The sequence below is a fragment of the Arthrobacter sp. NicSoilC5 genome (genome assembly GCF_019977395.1).
In the GTDB taxonomy this organism is placed as follows: domain Bacteria; phylum Actinomycetota; class Actinomycetes; order Actinomycetales; family Micrococcaceae; genus Arthrobacter.
In genome coordinates, this window is the sequence record NZ_AP024660.1 from 3,269,875 (window position 1) to 3,285,866 (window position 15,992).

The following is a 15,992-nucleotide window of genomic DNA, read 5'->3' on the forward strand; positions in this document are numbered from 1 at the left end:
ACCACATGATCATCGACAAAGTCCTGGGCAACCTGCACGACCTGCCGGACTCCGACCTCGCAGCCTACGCCGGCCTGCACCGCGAAAAAGTCGTCCTGCCCAGCGCCCAGCTGGTCAAACGCATCCAGCGCGCCACCACCGACCACGGCAAGGAAATCGGCATCCGCCTCCCCGCCGGCTCCGGCGACCTCCGCGACGGCGACATCCTCCACGTCGAAGAAGCCAACATGATCGTGGTGTCCGTCCTGCCCACCGACGTCCTGGTCATCGCGCCCCGCACCATCCACGAAATGGGCGTCACTGCGCACTCCCTCGGCAACCGCCACCTCCAGGCTCAATTCTTCGACGCGGACAGCGAGTATGGGGCGGCCGTCATGGTGTGCGCCTACGACCACACCGTCGAGGACTACCTCACCCATGCCGGTGTGCCCTACTCCCGCCAGGAACGCGTCATGCCCGTGCCTTTTCGCCATGCTGAACACTCGCACTAACTCTCACGCGCTGCGCGCTCTTACTGGTGCGTCGGCGGGGGCTTCGGCGGGTGATAGGGGCCGTGCCCGCTTCGCGGTGCCCGCCACGCCGCGGCCCCTATCACCCGCCTCCGCCGGGTTGGGCAGGTACGTCGCCTTGGGAGCGCGGTTATGAGTTACCAGCTTGCTCTTCAGCAGCTCACTGACTCTGCTCTTCCTACTGGGGCTTTTGCTCACTCTTTTGGGTTTGAGACCTACATCGATCGGGAGCTCGTTTTTGATGAAGGGTCTTTCGGGCTCTGGCTCGGTGCCTTCGTCGGCCAGCAGCTGACCTATTCCGATGGGCTTGCTGTTCGGCTGCTCTATGAGGGGGCTGATCTTGGGGAGCTGGACTCGCTTTTGTCCGCTTCCCTTTTGCCGCGGCAGGTCCGGGAGGCCAGTGTGAAGATGGGCGGCCGGCTGCTCGAGATTGGGGCTGAGGTGTTTCCCTCGCCCGCGCTGGAACTGTACCGGGACCTGGTGGCCACGGGCCGCGCCGCCGGGCACCAGCCGCTGGCGTTCGCCGTCGTCGCCCGCTCCCTGGGCGTACCGCTGCAGGAGGCGCTCGCCGCCTACCTCTTCGCCACCGTCACGTCCCTCACCCAGAACGCCGTCCGCGCCATCCCGCTCGGCCAGAACGCCGGGCAGCGCGTGCTGCGGAAAGCGCACGACGACGTCGCTGCCGCCATCGACGCGGTCGCGCACCTCACGGCGGACGACCTCGGCGCCGTCAGCCCCGGACTGGAAATTTCGCAAATGCGGCACGAACGCCAGCGTGCCCGGATGTTCATGAGCTGACAGGGCTCGTGACCTAGGAGGAAACCATGACTGAACCCATCAAAATCGGCATCGGCGGGCCCGTCGGCGCCGGTAAAACCCAGCTCGTGGAACGCCTCACCCGGCACATGAGCGGCGACATCTCCATGGCCGCCATCACCAACGACATCTACACCATCGAGGACGCCAAAATCCTCGCCGCCAACGGCATCCTGCCCGTGGACCGCATCATCGGCGTCGAAACCGGGGGCTGCCCGCACACCGCCATCCGCGAAGACACCTCCATGAACACCGCCGCCATCGAGGAACTCAAAACCCGGCACCCGGACCTGCAGGTCATCTTCGTCGAATCCGGCGGCGACAACCTCTCTGCCACCTTCAGCCCCGAACTGGTGGACTTCTCCATCTACATCATCGACGTGGCCCAAGGCGAAAAGATCCCCCGCAAAGCCGGCCAGGGCATGATCAAATCCGACCTCTTCATCATCAACAAAACCGACCTCGCACCCCACGTCGGCGCCGACCTGTCCGTCATGGAACGGGACTCCAAGGAATTCCGTGGCAACAAGCCGTTCTGCTTCACCAACCTCAAAACCGACGAAGGCCTCGAGAAGGTCATCGAATGGATCCGGCACGACGTCCTGATGCTCGACCTGGCATGAGTACGACGGCGGCAGCAAGTTCCGCGCGTCCGTCACCGGGGCTTCCACCCGCGTCCGCTGATCGGCCCCCGATGGGCGAGCTTGAGCTTCGGGTCGCCGTTCGTGGTCGGCGATCCTTTGCCGAGCATCAGTACCATCGGGGTGCCTTGAGGGTTATGCGGCCGCATTACCTCGATGACTCCGGGCAGGTTTGTTATGTGGTCGTGAATCCTGGCGGGGCTTATCTTGGGGCGGACCTGTTCCTGCTCGATATTGAAGTCCAGGATGGGGCTGACCTGCTGCTGACGACGCAGTCCGCTACGAAGGTCTATCGGACTCCGGGCTCTTTTGCCGAGCAGCGGATGGTTTTGCGGCTGGGGGAGGGGGCGCGGCTGGAACTCATGCCGGACCAGCTCATCGCCTACCGGGAAGCCAGCTACCGGCAGCGCACGTCCGTGACCCTGCGGCCGTCGTCGTCGCTGGTCATGGCCGAGGTTGTGACGCCCGGATGGTCGCCCGACGGCGCCGCCTTCCGGTATGAGGAAGTGCGCCTGAGGAACCACATCTGTGTGGAAACCGGGGCGGGGACCGAACTGCTGGCGCTGGACAACCTGCTGATCCGGCCGCCGCTCCACGACGTCACCGGGCTGGGATTCATGGAAGGCTCCAGCCACCTCGGATCGCTGGTGGTGGTGGATCCCCGGGCGGACCAGGCGCTTGCCGACGAACTGCACCTGCTGACCACTGACCACCAGGCCCTGACCGGCATCTCGCTGACTCGCACTGTTGCGGGGACCACCGGGCTGGTGCTGCGGAGCCTCTCCAACAGCACCGACGAACTGAACCGCCTGCTTCGATCCTGCACGGACCTGCTGCGCGGACGCTGGTACGGCCAGGGACCGCTGGACCTGAGGAAGCACTGATGGCCGGCATCGCCGCGCTCTACCGGGACCGGGACTCGCTGCCGCTCCGGACCCGGGCGCTCTTCACCTTTGGTGCCGTGGCCGCGCTGCACGCTGCCGCCGTCGTCCTTTTGCTTGCCGGAACCCGGACCGGGGGCGGCGGGGCGCTCTCCTGGGGTCTTGTCCTTACCGCCTACCTGGCCGGGGTGAAGCACAGCTACGACTGGGACCACCTGGCCGCCATCGACAACTCGACCCGGAAGTTCGTGGCACAGCGGCAGCATCCGGTGAGCGTGGGCTTCGCGTTCAGCCTGGGGCACAGCTCGGTGGTGACCCTGGCGGGGGTGCTGGTAATCGCCGGTGCGTCCATGGTTGGCGGCCTGATGGAGGACGGTACGGCCGGGAACCTGGTGCTGGGGCTGATCGGCAGCGGTGCATCCGGGCTGTTCCTGCTGGCCATGGGGCTGTTCAACGGCTCGGCCTTCACCCGCTCGGCCGCTGCCTTCCGGCGTTCCCGGGCCGGAGCAGCCATTGATCCCCGCGACCTGGAACCGCAGGGACTGGTGGCGCGGCTGCTGGCCAAACCCCTCGCCAGGGTGCGCCGGCCGCGGAACATCTACGTGATTGGCTTCCTCTTTGGGCTGGGTTTCGATACCGCCACCACCATCGGGCTGCTGATGATGACGACGGCGGCGTCCCTGGCCGGGGTGCCCCCGTTCGCCCTGCTCGCCCTGCCGCTCGCCTTCGCAGCCGCGATGACACTGTGTGACTCGGTGAACGGGATGGCGATGATGCGGATGTACCGCTCGGCACTGGCCGACCCGCGGCGGAAGCTTGGCTTCAATGCTGCGGTGACGGGCATCTCGGCGGTCTCGGCCCTGTTCATTGCCGTGATCACTTTGGCCGGCTTCTTTCACGCCGCATTCGGTTTGCATGATCCGGTGACGGCGTGGCTTTCATCGATCGACCTGGGCGACGCCGGCCTGCTTCTGGTGGCGCTGCTGCTGGCCGTCTGGGGCGGGGCCGCGCTGGCGTGGAGGCAGGCCCGGAACGGATAGGGGCGCGGAGCCGGCATCCACTGCCGGCGCCGCGCCCCCGTTGTGATGGGCGGCTCCTAGCCGAAATCGGCCACGTAGCTGGGAACTCCGACGGCGTCCGTGGACACCGGCGCTCCGGTGTCATTGACCACGTGGTCCAATGTCCCGGCGCCAAGATTCACGGTCAGCAGGCTGTGCAGCTTCACGCCGGGCGTCACCGGCACCTCGAAGCCGCGGGTGGCGTGGATGGTGGGGTCCACGTTGTTGTACACATAGCTGCCGCCGCCCCAGAGTTCATGGGTTTTGACGGAGTCCGAGACCTTGTAGCCGGCCCAGCCGAGAATCCCGTCATGCTGCCACGCTGCCTGGTTGGGGGCGTCGTAGGGCAGTTCGTTCTGGAAGAAGACCGTTTTGCCGTTTTCGCCGTTCCAGATGACGTTGTACTCCTGGTAGTGCTCCACGAACAGCCCGGTGGCGGTGACGTTGTTGCCGTTGACGATCACGCCGTTCCTGCCGGTGTTGGTGGTCCAACCGACACCGTTCCCGTGGTCTGCGCGCCAGGCCCAGATGTGGTCCAGGAGGACGTTGTCGCTGTTGACTTCCAGGCTGACCGAGGCCTTGCCCACATGGGGCCCGCCGATGCGGAAGAACACATCGTGGAGGGTGGTGGGATTGGCCGGATCGCTGCGGACGGCAGAGTTGGCCGCTCCGCCCCCTGCGCCCGGGATTGCCTTGCCGATGCGCATCAGGGCGGGTGAGTTGACCTCACCGGCATCCACGGTGACGGCAGCAATGTCCACGCCGGGGACATCCGCGACTGTCAGGGGAACCGATCCGTTGACGGCGGAAAGTGTTGCCATTCCAAGTCCAAGCACCACTGTTCCTGCGCGCTTGACCTCGATGCTGCGGTCAATGTCGTAGACCCCGGGGGTAAGGAGCAGGTTCTTTCCACGGGCCAGTTGCGTGTTGATGGTCTGCACTGAATCGCCGGGCGATGCGACGTAGAAGTCGGCCAGCGGGATGCTGCGGCCTTCCGTAGGGCCGTTTTCCCACGTGGTCCCCGCTGAGTCCTGGTGCACGGAGGGCACGAACACGCTGTACTGCCCGGCGGGGTCCACCGTCAGGTAGGGCTTCTCGCGGCTGATAGGAGTCGTGTCCAGGGTGGTGTACGGCGGGTCCGGGAAGGAATCTGCAGGTGCCCCGTTGACGCCCGAGAACACCTGGTTCCAGACTCCGTTGGACCAGCTTCCAATGCTGCAGTTGCGCACCAGGTACTGCTGCTGGGAACCGTTGATGACGGCGCCCGTCTTGGAATCAGCGATGAAGCCGCCGCTGGCGTACTGCGGGCCGGCGGTGCAGTAGTCCATCAGGGAAAGGTTGCCGCCGGTGATGTTGACCCGGCGCATCGGCGAAGCCTGGGAGGCTGCCCAGAAGTTTGCCGAGCTGCGGCAGCCTTCGAGGCCGGTGACATTGATGGTGAGGTTGGACAGGGAGCGCCAGAAGTTGTTCAGGGCGATGCAGTTGTCCGCGGTGAGACAGCGGTTGTAGACGTCGACGTGTCCATTGATGGTGACGTCGGTGGGTGCAGCACCCAGTCCGGCGACTTCCGTGGAATAGCCCACCTGGACAATCAGCGGCTCCTCGGGGGTGCCGTAGGTGCCGGGCTTGAACAGCAGGGAGTAGCGCTTGGTCCCCATTTCGTCATCCACCTGCTGCGCCGCAATGGCGTCCACCGTGGCCTGGATCTGCGCCACGGGCATGCCGGGATCGAAGACGTAGGTGTTGGACCCGAACGGGTTTTGCGGCGCCGGCGGTGGCGACGCCGGAACCTGAACTGCGGGCTGCGCGGCTGAGGGTGCGGCCTGTGCCGGAACGGTCGCGCCGGCGGCGAAAAGCCCGATGAGGAGGGCGGTGCTTGCGGCAACGATGCCATGGTGGTGCCGGCGCTGCGGCGGAAGGGGTCTGGGTGCATCAGGGCGTGAGGATAGCGGCATTGCTGGTCCTGTCAGTGGTGGGGCTGGACGACCATAACGGCTGCGACAGGCAGCCGGGGTCGAGTGGTGGGAGCGCTCCCGTCGGGGAAGCGTAGCATCGGGTTTTTGCCGGGGCAAGGGTTTCGCGGGAGCGCTCCCACGGAGCGGCGGTGTCGTATTGTCGGTGTAATGAACGAAAAGACCAGCCGGGCCGCTCCGGCCGGCCCCGCGCGGCCCAGCCCCACGCTGGAGGACCTGGCATCGGCCGCTGGGGTGTCCCGCTCCACGGCATCCCGCGCCATCAACGGCGGCTCCAAGGTGAGTGCGCAGGCCCAGGCTGCGGTTGATGCCGCGATCGTGGCACTCGGCTACACCCCAAACCGTGCCGCGCGAAGCCTGGTCACCCGGCGCACGGGTTCGGTGGCGCTGGTCATCCCCGAACCCGACGCCCGGGTCATGATGGACCCGTACTTCGCCGCAGTCATTACGGGAGTCAATGAAGCACTGCGTGAGACGGACCTGCAGCTGGTACTGCTGATGTCCCGGGCCGGCGACGACTCGGCGCGGACCATCCGCTACCTGCGCGGGGGCCACGTTGACGGCGCGATCGTGGTATCCCACCACCGTGCTGACGACTGGGTGGAGACCCTGGGCGCCACCGGTTTGCCCACCGTCTTCATCGGAAGGCCGTGGGACACGGAATCCGGGATTCCCTACGTGGACCTGGACAACGTCGAGGGCGGGCGGCTGGCGGCACGGCACCTGGCGGGAACCGGCCGCACCCGGCTCGCCACTGTCGCCGGCCCCACGGACATGACGGCCGCCGTCGACCGCTTGGAAGGATGGCTGCAGGGGCTCAGGGAAGCCGGCCTTGAGCCCGGACCGGTGATGCACGGGGACTTCACGACGGCGGGAGGTGCCGCCGCTGCCAAGAGCCTGCTGGCCGGGACGCCCGGCGTGGACGGGATATTCGCCGCATCAGACCTCATGGCGCTCGGCGTGGTGGACACTCTTCGCGGAAGCGGACGGCGGGTGCCGGACGACGTCGCGGTGGTGGGCTTCGACAACCACCCCATCCAGGCGGCAAACGGCCTGGGGCTCACCACCGTGGCCCATCCCGTGGCGGACATCGCGGCTGCGGCGGGGAAGCTGCTGGTCAGCGCCATCGGAAACCCCGGAGAGGCCTGGGAGCCCGTCATTTATCCGGCGGAGCTCGTGGTACGCGGAAGCACTGCGGGCTGACCCCTGAGCTTACGCATGGCGCCCGCAACCTAGGCGGCCAGGCCGCCCTTCGCCTTGCGGTGCGTCCGGTGCCGGGCGGGTGCCAGGCGTGAATGGGCGCCCGCGAGAACTTCGCTGCCGTCCGGCACGGTGCTGTCCGAATCCAGGTGCACGCCGTGCTCGATCAGGACGCTGGAGCCAATGCGCGAGTGGCTGCCAATGTGGACGCGGTTGCCGATCACCGTGCCCCGGCCGATGCGCACGCCGTCGCCGATGACCGTCCGGTCACCGATGGTCGCGCCGCGGTCGATCCAGCTGCCGTGTCCAATCCGGCAGCCTGAACCCACCTGCGCGCCGTGCTCAACGTAGGTCATGGGGCCGATCCGGGCGCTCTCCGCCACGCTGGCTCCCGGAGCGATGAGGCCGCCGCCGTTGTCATGGCGGCTGTACCGGGTGACCTTTCCGGCGTCGTCCTCGACTGACACAAACTTTGCGGTCATACCATCCCTCGTTACCACCGCGGTTATTTACCGCGCAGTAGGTTAACGGCCGGGAGGCCGCGAGGATTCCCTGGACAGGGCCGCGAAGGGGCTACGCCACCAGGTTGGCGGCGGCGGTATCCATGTGTTCCAGGATGGTCTTCCGGGCCAGGGTGGCATCCCCGGTGTCGATGGCGCCCACGATGTCCTTGTGGCGGTCAACGCTCATGTTGCTGACGCCCTTTTCCAGGCCCGCGAACATGATGGACATCCGGATGGACCCTTCCAATGACTCCCAGGAGTGGAGCAGGGTTTCATTGCCCGTGAGCCGGCAGAGGGTTCGGTGGAATTCGAGGTCGGATTCGATCCGCTCCTCCAGGCTTCCGTTCGTGGCCTCCGTCATGGCGTCGATGGCTTTGTGGAGGGATTCGGTGACGTGCTGCCGGTCCGGGAGCTCGCAGAGTGTCCGGGCGGCGAGGGATTCCAGGGCGGCGCGGACGGCGTAGATGTCCCGGATTTCCTTTTCGTCCAGGTGGCGGACGGAGAGGCGGCCACGGGGTCCGGCGGACAGCAGGCCCTCCTGTTCCAGCTGGCGGAGGGCTTCGCGGAGCGTGCCGCGGCTGATCTGCAGCATCTCGGACAGTTCGGTTTCCACCAGGTGCCGGCCCGGTTCCAGCTCGCCGCTGGTGATGGCGGTCCTCAGTGCCGAGAGCGCCTGCTCGCGCAGGCTTTTCTTTTCCAGTCCCAGCAGCGGGGCGGTCAGTCCGGCCATGGCTTCTGTCCTCAATGTCATAAGTCGACTGTTTACAGTCGGTAGTGGTTTCGATATTACGGCAGAAAGCACGGCACCGGAGGGGACCGGTGCCGTGCTTTCTGCATTGGTTTCGTGCCCTAGCCGAGCTCGGCGAGGACTTTGGCCACGATGCGGTCCACGGCAAGGCCGTACCGGTCGTGCAGGGTGGGCAGGGCGCCGGCGTCCAGGAACTGGTCCGGCAGCGCCACGGGCACCACGCGCTTGCCCACACCGGCGGTGACGACGGCGGAGGCCACGGTTTCGAACAGCCCACCCACCACGGAGTGGTTCTCCAGGGTGACGGCGAGGCGGTCCGTGTTGATTTCCTTGAGGACGGTTTCGGCGTCGAACGGCTTGATGGTGGGGGTATGCACGACGGCGACGTCCACGTTGTGTGCCGCCAGGGCCTTGGCTGCCTGCAGGGCGCGCATGGTCATCAGGCCGGAGGAAATGAACACCACGTCGTTGCCGCCGCGCAGCACCTTGGCCTTGCCGAGCTCGAACGTGTAGTCGTACTCGTCCAGGACGGTGGGCACGTTGCCGCGCAGCAGGCGCAGGTAGGTGGGGCCCTCCGAGGCGGCGAGCTGCGGCACGGCCTGTTCGATGTCGATCGAGTCGCAGGGGTCAACGATGGTCAGGTTGGGCATGCCGCGGAAGATCGCCATGTCCTCGGTGGCCTGGTGGCTGGGGCCGTACCCGGTGGTCAGGCCGGGCAGACCGCCCACGATGTTGACGTTCAGGTTCGGTTCGGCCGCGTCCAGGCAGAGGAAGTCGTACGCGCGGCGCGCGGCGAACACCGAGTAGGTGGACGCGAAGGGCACCAGCCCCGTCTCGGCGAGCCCGGCGGCTGCGCCGAAGAGCAGCTGCTCGGCCATGCCCATCTGGAAGAACCGCTCCGGGAAGGCCTGGGCGAAGATGTGCATGTCCGTGTACTTGCCCAGGTCCGCGGTCAGGCCCACGATCTTGTCGTTCTCCTGTGCGGCCTTGACCAGGGCGTGCCCGAACGGTGCGTTGGAGGTCTTCTGGCCCGGGTCGGCAAACGATGCGATCATCGCCGAGGTCTTCAGCTTCGGCTTGGCCGCTGCTGCGGTGTCGGGGGCCTCGGTGGTGGTGCTCATGCTGAAGCCTTTCCTTCGTAGCCGGCGGTGAGCTGCCCGCGGCAGATCTGCCATTCGTTCTCTTCGATGCGCATGAAGTGCGCCTTTTCGCGGTTCTCCAGCAGCGGCACGCCCCGGCCCACCCTCGTGTCGCACAGGATCACGGAAGGACGGCCGACGGCGGCGGCCTGGTTTGCTGCGTTGTCGAACGCTGCGAGCAGCGCACCGACGTCGTTCCCGTCCACGCGCTGGGTGTACCAGCCGAAGGATTCCCACTTCTCGGTGACCGGCTCGGTCCGCAGGACGGTTTCGGTCTTGCCGTCTGCCTGCAGGGCGTTGATGTCCACCATCGCCGTGAGGTTGCCCAGTTGGTGGTGGTGCGCGCCCATGGCGGCCTCCCAGGTGGAGCCTTCGTCGAGTTCGCCGTCGGAGAGGAAGTTGAACACCCGGGCGGACGAGCCCTGGTAGCGCAGGCCCAGGGCCATGCCGACGGCGATGGTCAGGCCGTGGCCCAAGGAGCCCCCCGAGATTTCCATCCCGGGCGTATAGGTGGACATCCCGGACATCGGCAGACGGGAATCGTCCGAGCCGTAGGTTTCGAGTTCCTCCACCGGGACAATCCCGGCTTCGGCGAGAGCGGCATAGTGGCCGATGGCGTAGTGGCCGGTGGAGAGCAGGAACCGGTCGCGGGCTTCCCAGTGCGGGTCCCCGGCGCGGAAGCGGAGCTGGTCACCGTAGACGGTGGCGAGCATGTCCGCGGCACCCAGGGCCTGGCCCACGTACCCCTGGCCCTGGACCTCGCCCATGTTCAGGGCGTGGTGCCGGATCCGGTAGGCGGCGGCACTGATCTTCTCCAGCCGTTCGGGCGTCACTGCGGTCTGCGGTGCTTGTCCCTGCAGTGTTTGTCCCTGCGGCGCGTCCTGGACGGTATCTGTAGGCATTACTGGCTCCGTGGTCGTGTGCGTGGTGGTCATTCAGGCGTTGACGGTGTTCGGGGTGCTTTTGGTGGCCTCGTCAGCCAGCTCACGTTCCCGCTTGCCCCAGGTTTCCCGGGTGGCGACGGCGGCCCAGAGGCCGATCAGGGCGTACGCGCCGAAGAGCAGCGCGGGGCCCATCCAGCCGAAGCTGACGAACAGCAGCGTGGTGATGAACGGGGTGAAGCCGGACACCATGGCCGAAATCTGGTACGCCAGGCTGGCGCCGGAGGCGCGGGTCTTGGCCTGGAAGAGCTCCGGGAACCAGGCGCCCTGGGCGCCGGCCAGGGAGTTCTGGCATACCGCGTAGGAGATCACGATGGTCAGGATGATGGCGATGAACAGGCCGGTGTTGACCAGCAGGAACATCGGGATGGCGAACAGTGCGGCGAAAGCGGTGGACCAGATGTAGAGCGGGCGGCGGCCGATGCGGTCCGTCATTGCTGCCCAGGCCTGGGTGGCAAAGATGCCGATGGCCGAAGCGATGCAGAGGGCGATCAGGGTCTGGCTCTTGTCCGCCAGGTGCTGGCTGTTGATGTAGGAAATCATGTAGGTGATGGAGACGGCGTAGCCGGCGGTCTCGGCGATGCGGAGGCCGATGCCCTTGACGATGTTGCGCCAGTCCGTCTTGATGACCTCCACGATGGGGGCCTTCACGATGGCGCCGCTGTCCTTGACCTCATCGAACACCGGGGACTCGGGGACCTTGGAACGGATGACCAGGCCCACGATGACCAGCAGGATGCTGGCGAGGAACGGGATGCGCCAGGCGAGCTCGCCACCCAGCTGGACGCTGAACAGGAAGGTCAGGTTGGCCAGCAGCAGGCCCACGGGGAAGCCGGCCTGGACAATGCCGGTGTACTTGCCTTTGGCCTTCCAGGGTGCGTGCTCGTAGCTCATCAGGATCGCGCCGCCCCACTCAGCGCCGAAGGCCAGGCCCTGGATGATGCGGACGAAGACCAGCAGTGCCGGGGCCAGCAGTCCGACTGCCGCGTAGGTGGGGAGCAGGCCGATGGCGAAGGTGGCCAGGCCCATCAGGATGAGGGAGGCGACCAGGACCGGCTTGCGGCCCACCTTGTCGCCGAGGTGGCCGCCGATGATGCCGCCAAGGGGGCGGGCTGCGAATCCGACGCCGAGGGTGGCGAAGGAGGCCAGGGTGCCGGTCACGGGATCGCTTCCGGGGAAGAATGCAGTGCCGAAGTACAGTGCGGCAGCGGTGCCGAAGCCGATGAAGTCATACGTCTCAATCACGGCCCCCACGCCGGATCCGATGGCAACTCGCCGGGCGTCCTTGGTGCCGTGGACCGGGCCGCGCATGGTCAGAGCATCTTTGCTCATGGTGGTTCCCTTTCGAAAAGCGGCTGAAGGAGGTCGGCCGCTGTCGACTGTTAACAATTGATGGATCCAGTGTGACCCAGATCATTCTCACTGTCAACAGTCGACTTTTAGAGTTGACTGTTGACAGTTAACGTCCGTATTGTGGTCCCCATCACTACAGCCCGGCACGAACCAAAGGATCAATGATGTTCCATTCCAGACTTGGGTGCTCGTCCATCAGCTTCCGGCACCAGGACCTGGGCACCGCCCTGCGCACCATGAAGGGGCTGGGCTTCGAGGAAATCGACCTGGGCGCGCTGCCCGGCGTGTGCGACCACGTGCCCTGCGAGCTGAACGCGGCCGCGGTGGACACTGTCTCCGCCGAGGTCAACGCTTCGGGCCTGCGCGTCCGTTCCGTGAACGGCGACATCGGGGACCTGAACAAAGTGCTCGACGACGTGGGCCGGGCCGGGCGGGAGCGCCACCTTGACGCCCTGCTGACCCTGACGTCCAACATCGGTGCGAAGGCACTGGTCCTGCCGTGCGGCGCCCTGGACCACGCCCCGGTCCGGAGCGTTGACGAGGACCTGGACCTCGTTGCCGCCCAGCTCATAGGTGGCGGGCGGCGGGCGGCGGAGTTCGGCGTCGAACTCTGGACCGAATCCCTGCACTTCCTGCGGTTCTGCTGGAACCTGGAGCGCGCGGGACTCCTGGCCGACCGCCTTGCCGGTTCCGGCGTCGGGATCGTCATGGACTTCAGCCACATTGTGGCCTCCGGCGAGGACATCCAGGCTTACCTGGACCGGCACCAGGGCCGCATCAGCCACGTCCACCTGCGCGACGCCGTGCCGGGGAACATCAACCTCAGCATCGGCAACGGGGACGCCGACTTCGCCGGCGGCCTGAAGCGGCTCGCCGCCGACGGCTACACCGGCCACTTCTCGCTCGAACTGGAAACCCGGGACGTCACCAATGACGAACGCCCGGCCGCCGCCGCCAAGGCAGCAAGCTTCATCACCGACCTCATCTGAACCCACCCCCTCCATCGACTGCTGAGTAAGTGTCGTTTTGAACGTCCAAAACGACACTTACGGAGCAATCGATCCATCAAAACAATTCAAGGAGCACCACCATGACCACCATCCAGCGCACCGCCGTCCTCACCGGAGCAACCTCAGACCGCGGCATCGGCATCACCACCGCCCGCCGCTACGCCCGTGACGGCTGGGGCATCGTCATCCTTGACCTCGACGGCGAGAAGTCCGCCAAGGTCGCAGCTGAAATCGGCAACGAATTCAACGTCCCCGCCTTCGGCCACGAGATCGACGTCGCTAACGAAGCCTCCGTGATTGCCGCCCAGGCCGCCGTCGCCGCCGAAGTGGCCGCCGGCAACCTCCCGCCCGTCGGCGCCCTGGCCAACATCGCCGGCATCACCTCGCCCATCCCGTTCCTGGAGACCACCCTTGAGCTGTGGCACAAGGTCATGGACGTCAATGCCACCGGCACCTACCTGGTGACCAAGGCCTTCCTGCCGGACATGATCGACAACGGCTGGGGCCGGATCGTCAACATGTCCTCCGTCTCTGCCCAGCGAGGCGGCGGCGTCTTCGGCAAGGTCCCCTACTCCGCCGCAAAGGCAGCCATCCTGGGCTTCACCAAGGCCCTGGCCCGTGAACTGGGCACCACCGGCGTCACCGTCAACGCCATCACCCCCGGCGCCGTGGACACCAACATCCGCGTAGGCAGCACCGAGGAGCAGGAAGCGGCCATCAACGCCGGCATCCCGCTGGGCCGCAACGCCACCACCGAGGAAGTGGCCGCCGTGATCGCCTTCCTCTCCTCCGAGGACTCGGCCTACCTCACCGGCACCACCATCGACATCAATGGCGGCAGCCACATCCACTAGCAGCCCCTGACAGCCCCCAGCACTGACAGCACCCGGACGCCGGAGAACCCACCATGACCAAAATCTTCAACGACCCCTCAGAGTTCGCCGAGGAGGCCCTGGCAGGCTTCTGCGACGTCCACTCGGACCTGGTCCGCCAGGTCCCCGGCGGCGCCGTCCGCCGCTACCGGCCTGCGCAGCCCAAGGTTGCCGTCCTGGCCGGCGGTGGCTCCGGGCACTACCCGGCGTTCGCCGGGGTGATCGGCACCGGCTTCGCGGACGGCGCGGTGGTGGGCAACATCTTCACCTCGCCGTCCGCCCAGCAGGCCTACTCGGTGGCCAAGGCCGCAGAGTCCGGCGCCGGCGTCGTCTTCACCTACGGCAACTACGCCGGCGACGTGATGAACTTCGGCATGGCCAGCGAGCGCCTGGCCGCCGAGGGCATCGCCGTGGAGAACGTCCTGGTGACGGACGACATCGCCAGCGCCCCGCCGTCGGAATCCGGAAAGCGCCGGGGGATCGCCGGTGACTTCACCGTCTTCAAGGTGATGGGGGCCGCCGCCGAGAACGGCGTGGACCTGGCCGAGGTGGTCCGCCTGGGCCGGAAGGCCAATGACCTGACCCGCACCATCGGCAGCGCGTTCGCCGGCTGCACGTTCCCCGGCGCCGACGCCCCGCTGTTCACCCTTCCGGAGGGGCAGATGGGCCTGGGCCTTGGCATCCACGGCGAGCCGGGACTGCACGATACCGACCTGCCGTCGGCGAAGGAACTGGGCCGGGAACTGGTGGCCCGGGTACTCTCCGAAACCCCTCCGGATGCCGGCAGCAGGATCGCCGTCATCCTCAACGGGCTCGGGTCCACCAAGCATGAGGAACTGTTCGTCCTCTGGGGAACCATTGCGCCGCTGCTGCGCGCCGCCGGCTACACGCTGGTGATGCCTGAGGTCGGCGAGCTGGTCACCAGCCTGGACATGGCCGGCGTCTCGCTGACCATCACCTGGCTGGATGAGGAGCTGGAACCGCTGTGGGTTGCCCCTGCCGAGACTCCGGCCTACCGCCGGGGTGCCGTGATCACCCCGGCGGGAACTTCCGCCGGGGAAGAAGCGGCCGACGCCGGCGCCTCCGCGGAGGCGTTCGTCGCCACTGACGCCTCCCGTGGGTATGCCGCGGCCTGCGTCGAGGCCATCGGTGCCGCGCGCACCCTGCTGCACGGGGCCGAGGAACGGCTGGGCCGGATGGACGCCATCGCCGGCGACGGCGACCACGGCCGCGGCATGGTCCGCGGGGTGGACGCCGCCGCTGCCGCAGCATCCGCCGCCCTCACCGCCGGTGCAGGTGCCGGCGACGTGCTGGCTGCCGCTGGCGACGCCTGGGCGGACAAGGCCGGCGGAACCTCCGGTGTGCTCTGGGGAGCGGGCCTGCGCGCCTTCGGTGAGACGGTGGGAAACTCCTCCCCACCCGGGGCTCCCGTCCTCGCGGCCGGCGTGACCGCATTCGCGGACCGCATCGTCCAGCTGGGCAAGGCCGAAATCGGCGACAAGACCATGGTGGACGCCCTGCTGCCGTTCGCTTCAACATTCAGCCGCGCGGTGGCTGACGGTGCCGAGCCAGGCCTGGCCTGGCAGGACGCCGCCCGCGAAGCGGCAGCCGCGGCGGAGGCAACCGCCGATTTGCTGCCGCTCAAGGGCCGCGCCCGCCCGCTGGCCGAGAAAAGCCTGGGCACCGCCGACCCCGGCGCCACGTCCCTTGCCATGGTCTTCGCCGTGATGGGGCCCCATTTCACCACCACTACAGCTGGCGCTCCGCCGGCGGGAGCCAAGTAATGACGACGGAAGGACACACCATGGGGCTGCGGCTCATTGTCGGCGCGGACGAAGCCGGCGTTGATTACAAGGACAAGGTCCTGGCGGATCTCCGCAACGACCCCCGCGTCAGCGAGGTGATCGACATCGGCGTCAACCGGACCGACGCCGCGGACGACTTCACCAGGCCCTACCCCTACGTGGGCATCGCGGCCGGCGAGATGATCCGCGACGGCCGGGCCGACCGGGCCATCCTCTTCTGCGGCACGGGCATCGGGGTGGCCATCGCCGCGAACAAGGTGGAAGGCATCCGCGCCACCGCGGCGCACGACTCGTTCTCGGTTGAGCGTTCCATCCTGTCCAACGACTGCCAGGTCCTCACCATGGGCCAGCGCGTGGTGGGCGTCGAACTCGCCCGCCGCCTGGCAAAGGAATGGATCGGGTACACGTTCGATCCGTCGTCGGCCTCGGCGGGCAAGGTCAAGGTCCTCACCGACTTCGAGGGCTGCTAAGGAGCGTCCCGGCGCGGGACGGCGGCTGTTCGGCAACACAGCCGCCGCCCCGTTGCGCGGTGCTCCTAGACTG

The 15,992-nt window shown here is 67.2% G+C and carries 16 protein-coding genes; 10 read left to right on the forward strand and 6 right to left on the reverse strand.

Features of this window, described 5'->3' with window-relative positions:
- Positions 1 to 5 precede the first annotated feature (5 nt).
- From ureE to LDO22_RS15360, 5 genes are all read left to right on the forward strand, one after another.
- Positions 6 to 491 (forward strand): urease accessory protein UreE, encoded by a 486-nt coding sequence (ureE, locus tag LDO22_RS15340; protein WP_159634188.1) that lies wholly within the window; start codon positions 6 to 8, stop codon positions 489 to 491.
- A gap of 150 nt (positions 492 to 641) precedes the next feature.
- Positions 642 to 1,307 carry an urease accessory protein UreF gene (locus tag LDO22_RS15345; RefSeq protein ID WP_224024315.1) on the forward strand — a complete coding sequence of 222 codons (666 nt, stop codon included), beginning with the start codon at positions 642 to 644 and terminating at the stop codon, positions 1,305 to 1,307.
- 26 nt (positions 1,308 to 1,333) lie between these two features.
- Positions 1,334 to 1,948: an urease accessory protein UreG gene (gene ureG / locus LDO22_RS15350; protein WP_224024317.1), complete on the forward strand. Its 615-nt coding sequence runs from the start codon at positions 1,334 to 1,336 to the stop codon at positions 1,946 to 1,948.
- A 71-nt stretch (positions 1,949 to 2,019) separates the two neighbouring features.
- Positions 2,020 to 2,850 carry an urease accessory protein UreD gene (locus LDO22_RS15355; protein WP_224024319.1) on the forward strand — a complete coding sequence of 277 codons (831 nt, stop codon included), beginning with the start codon at positions 2,020 to 2,022 and terminating at the stop codon, positions 2,848 to 2,850.
- A complete protein-coding gene (locus LDO22_RS15360; protein WP_224024321.1) occupies positions 2,850 to 3,887 on the forward strand; it encodes a nickel transporter in 1,038 nt (345 codons plus the stop codon). The genes LDO22_RS15355 and LDO22_RS15360 overlap by 1 nt, the downstream gene beginning before the upstream one ends.
- 56 nt (positions 3,888 to 3,943) lie before the next feature.
- Here LDO22_RS15360 and LDO22_RS15365 read toward each other — a convergent pair whose 3' ends face one another.
- Entirely contained in the window at positions 3,944 to 5,860 is a 1,917-nt protein-coding gene (locus tag LDO22_RS15365; protein WP_224024323.1) for a glycoside hydrolase family 55 protein, read from the reverse strand.
- 168 nt (positions 5,861 to 6,028) lie between these two features.
- Between LDO22_RS15365 and LDO22_RS15370 the strand changes: the two genes are divergently transcribed.
- Positions 6,029 to 7,081 (forward strand): LacI family DNA-binding transcriptional regulator, encoded by a 1,053-nt coding sequence (locus LDO22_RS15370; RefSeq protein ID WP_224024325.1) that lies wholly within the window; start codon positions 6,029 to 6,031, stop codon positions 7,079 to 7,081.
- A gap of 29 nt (positions 7,082 to 7,110) precedes the next feature.
- Here LDO22_RS15370 and LDO22_RS15375 read toward each other — a convergent pair whose 3' ends face one another.
- From LDO22_RS15375 to LDO22_RS15395, 5 genes are all read right to left on the reverse strand, one after another.
- Positions 7,111 to 7,560 carry a DapH/DapD/GlmU-related protein gene (locus LDO22_RS15375; protein ID WP_224024327.1) on the reverse strand — a complete coding sequence of 150 codons (450 nt, stop codon included), beginning with the start codon at positions 7,558 to 7,560 and terminating at the stop codon, positions 7,111 to 7,113.
- Between the two features lie 91 nt (positions 7,561 to 7,651).
- A complete protein-coding gene (locus LDO22_RS15380; RefSeq protein ID WP_159635915.1) occupies positions 7,652 to 8,311 on the reverse strand; it encodes a GntR family transcriptional regulator in 660 nt (219 codons plus the stop codon).
- 119 nt (positions 8,312 to 8,430) lie between these two features.
- Positions 8,431 to 9,450, reverse strand: coding sequence for a transketolase C-terminal domain-containing protein (locus LDO22_RS15385; RefSeq protein ID WP_224024329.1), 1,020 nt, complete (start codon positions 9,448 to 9,450; stop codon positions 8,431 to 8,433).
- Positions 9,447 to 10,370: a transketolase gene (locus LDO22_RS15390; RefSeq protein WP_224024331.1), complete on the reverse strand. Its 924-nt coding sequence runs from the start codon at positions 10,368 to 10,370 to the stop codon at positions 9,447 to 9,449. The genes LDO22_RS15385 and LDO22_RS15390 overlap by 4 nt, the downstream gene beginning before the upstream one ends.
- Positions 10,371 to 10,403: 33 nt before the next feature.
- The gene (locus tag LDO22_RS15395; protein WP_224024333.1) at positions 10,404 to 11,741 is read right to left on the reverse strand and encodes an MFS transporter; all 1,338 of its coding nucleotides are present in this window, start codon (positions 11,739 to 11,741) and stop codon (positions 10,404 to 10,406) included.
- A 185-nt stretch (positions 11,742 to 11,926) separates the two neighbouring features.
- Here LDO22_RS15395 and LDO22_RS15400 point away from each other — a divergent pair, with 185 nt between their 5' ends.
- The 4 genes from LDO22_RS15400 (at position 11,927) to LDO22_RS15415 (ending at position 15,919) form a co-directional block, all read left to right on the forward strand.
- Positions 11,927 to 12,751, forward strand: coding sequence for a sugar phosphate isomerase/epimerase (locus LDO22_RS15400; RefSeq protein ID WP_224024335.1), 825 nt, complete (start codon positions 11,927 to 11,929; stop codon positions 12,749 to 12,751).
- Positions 12,752 to 12,852: 101 nt separating this feature from the next.
- Positions 12,853 to 13,626, forward strand: coding sequence for an SDR family NAD(P)-dependent oxidoreductase (locus LDO22_RS15405; RefSeq protein WP_175317869.1), 774 nt, complete (start codon positions 12,853 to 12,855; stop codon positions 13,624 to 13,626).
- Positions 13,627 to 13,679: 53 nt separating this feature from the next.
- Positions 13,680 to 15,428: a dihydroxyacetone kinase family protein gene (locus LDO22_RS15410; RefSeq protein ID WP_224024337.1), complete on the forward strand. Its 1,749-nt coding sequence runs from the start codon at positions 13,680 to 13,682 to the stop codon at positions 15,426 to 15,428.
- Positions 15,428 to 15,919 carry an RpiB/LacA/LacB family sugar-phosphate isomerase gene (locus LDO22_RS15415; protein ID WP_275181914.1) on the forward strand — a complete coding sequence of 164 codons (492 nt, stop codon included), beginning with the start codon at positions 15,428 to 15,430 and terminating at the stop codon, positions 15,917 to 15,919. The genes LDO22_RS15410 and LDO22_RS15415 overlap by 1 nt, the downstream gene beginning before the upstream one ends.
- The last annotated feature ends 73 nt before the right edge of the window (positions 15,920 to 15,992 follow it).

Excerpts from the sequence above, each read along its gene's own strand:
- ureE (WP_159634188.1), top strand. The coding sequence starts at position 6 with ATGATCATCGACAAAGTCCTGGGCAACCTGCACGACCTGCCGGACTCC.
- LDO22_RS15345 (WP_224024315.1), top strand. The coding sequence starts at position 642 with ATGAGTTACCAGCTTGCTCTTCAGCAGCTCACTGACTCTGCTCTTCCT.
- ureG (WP_224024317.1), top strand. The coding sequence starts at position 1,334 with ATGACTGAACCCATCAAAATCGGCATCGGCGGGCCCGTCGGCGCCGGT.
- LDO22_RS15355 (WP_224024319.1), top strand. The coding sequence starts at position 2,020 with ATGGGCGAGCTTGAGCTTCGGGTCGCCGTTCGTGGTCGGCGATCCTTT.
- LDO22_RS15360 (WP_224024321.1), top strand. The coding sequence starts at position 2,850 with ATGGCCGGCATCGCCGCGCTCTACCGGGACCGGGACTCGCTGCCGCTC.
- LDO22_RS15365 (WP_224024323.1), bottom strand. The coding sequence starts at position 5,860 with ATGCCGCTATCCTCACGCCCTGATGCACCCAGACCCCTTCCGCCGCAG.
- LDO22_RS15370 (WP_224024325.1), top strand. The coding sequence starts at position 6,029 with ATGAACGAAAAGACCAGCCGGGCCGCTCCGGCCGGCCCCGCGCGGCCC.
- LDO22_RS15375 (WP_224024327.1), bottom strand. The coding sequence starts at position 7,560 with ATGACCGCAAAGTTTGTGTCAGTCGAGGACGACGCCGGAAAGGTCACC.
- LDO22_RS15380 (WP_159635915.1), bottom strand. The coding sequence starts at position 8,311 with ATGGCCGGACTGACCGCCCCGCTGCTGGGACTGGAAAAGAAAAGCCTG.
- LDO22_RS15385 (WP_224024329.1), bottom strand. The coding sequence starts at position 9,450 with ATGAGCACCACCACCGAGGCCCCCGACACCGCAGCAGCGGCCAAGCCG.
- LDO22_RS15390 (WP_224024331.1), bottom strand. The coding sequence starts at position 10,370 with ATGCCTACAGATACCGTCCAGGACGCGCCGCAGGGACAAACACTGCAG.
- LDO22_RS15395 (WP_224024333.1), bottom strand. The coding sequence starts at position 11,741 with ATGAGCAAAGATGCTCTGACCATGCGCGGCCCGGTCCACGGCACCAAG.
- LDO22_RS15400 (WP_224024335.1), top strand. The coding sequence starts at position 11,927 with ATGTTCCATTCCAGACTTGGGTGCTCGTCCATCAGCTTCCGGCACCAG.
- LDO22_RS15405 (WP_175317869.1), top strand. The coding sequence starts at position 12,853 with ATGACCACCATCCAGCGCACCGCCGTCCTCACCGGAGCAACCTCAGAC.
- LDO22_RS15410 (WP_224024337.1), top strand. The coding sequence starts at position 13,680 with ATGACCAAAATCTTCAACGACCCCTCAGAGTTCGCCGAGGAGGCCCTG.
- LDO22_RS15415 (WP_275181914.1), top strand. The coding sequence starts at position 15,428 with ATGACGACGGAAGGACACACCATGGGGCTGCGGCTCATTGTCGGCGCG.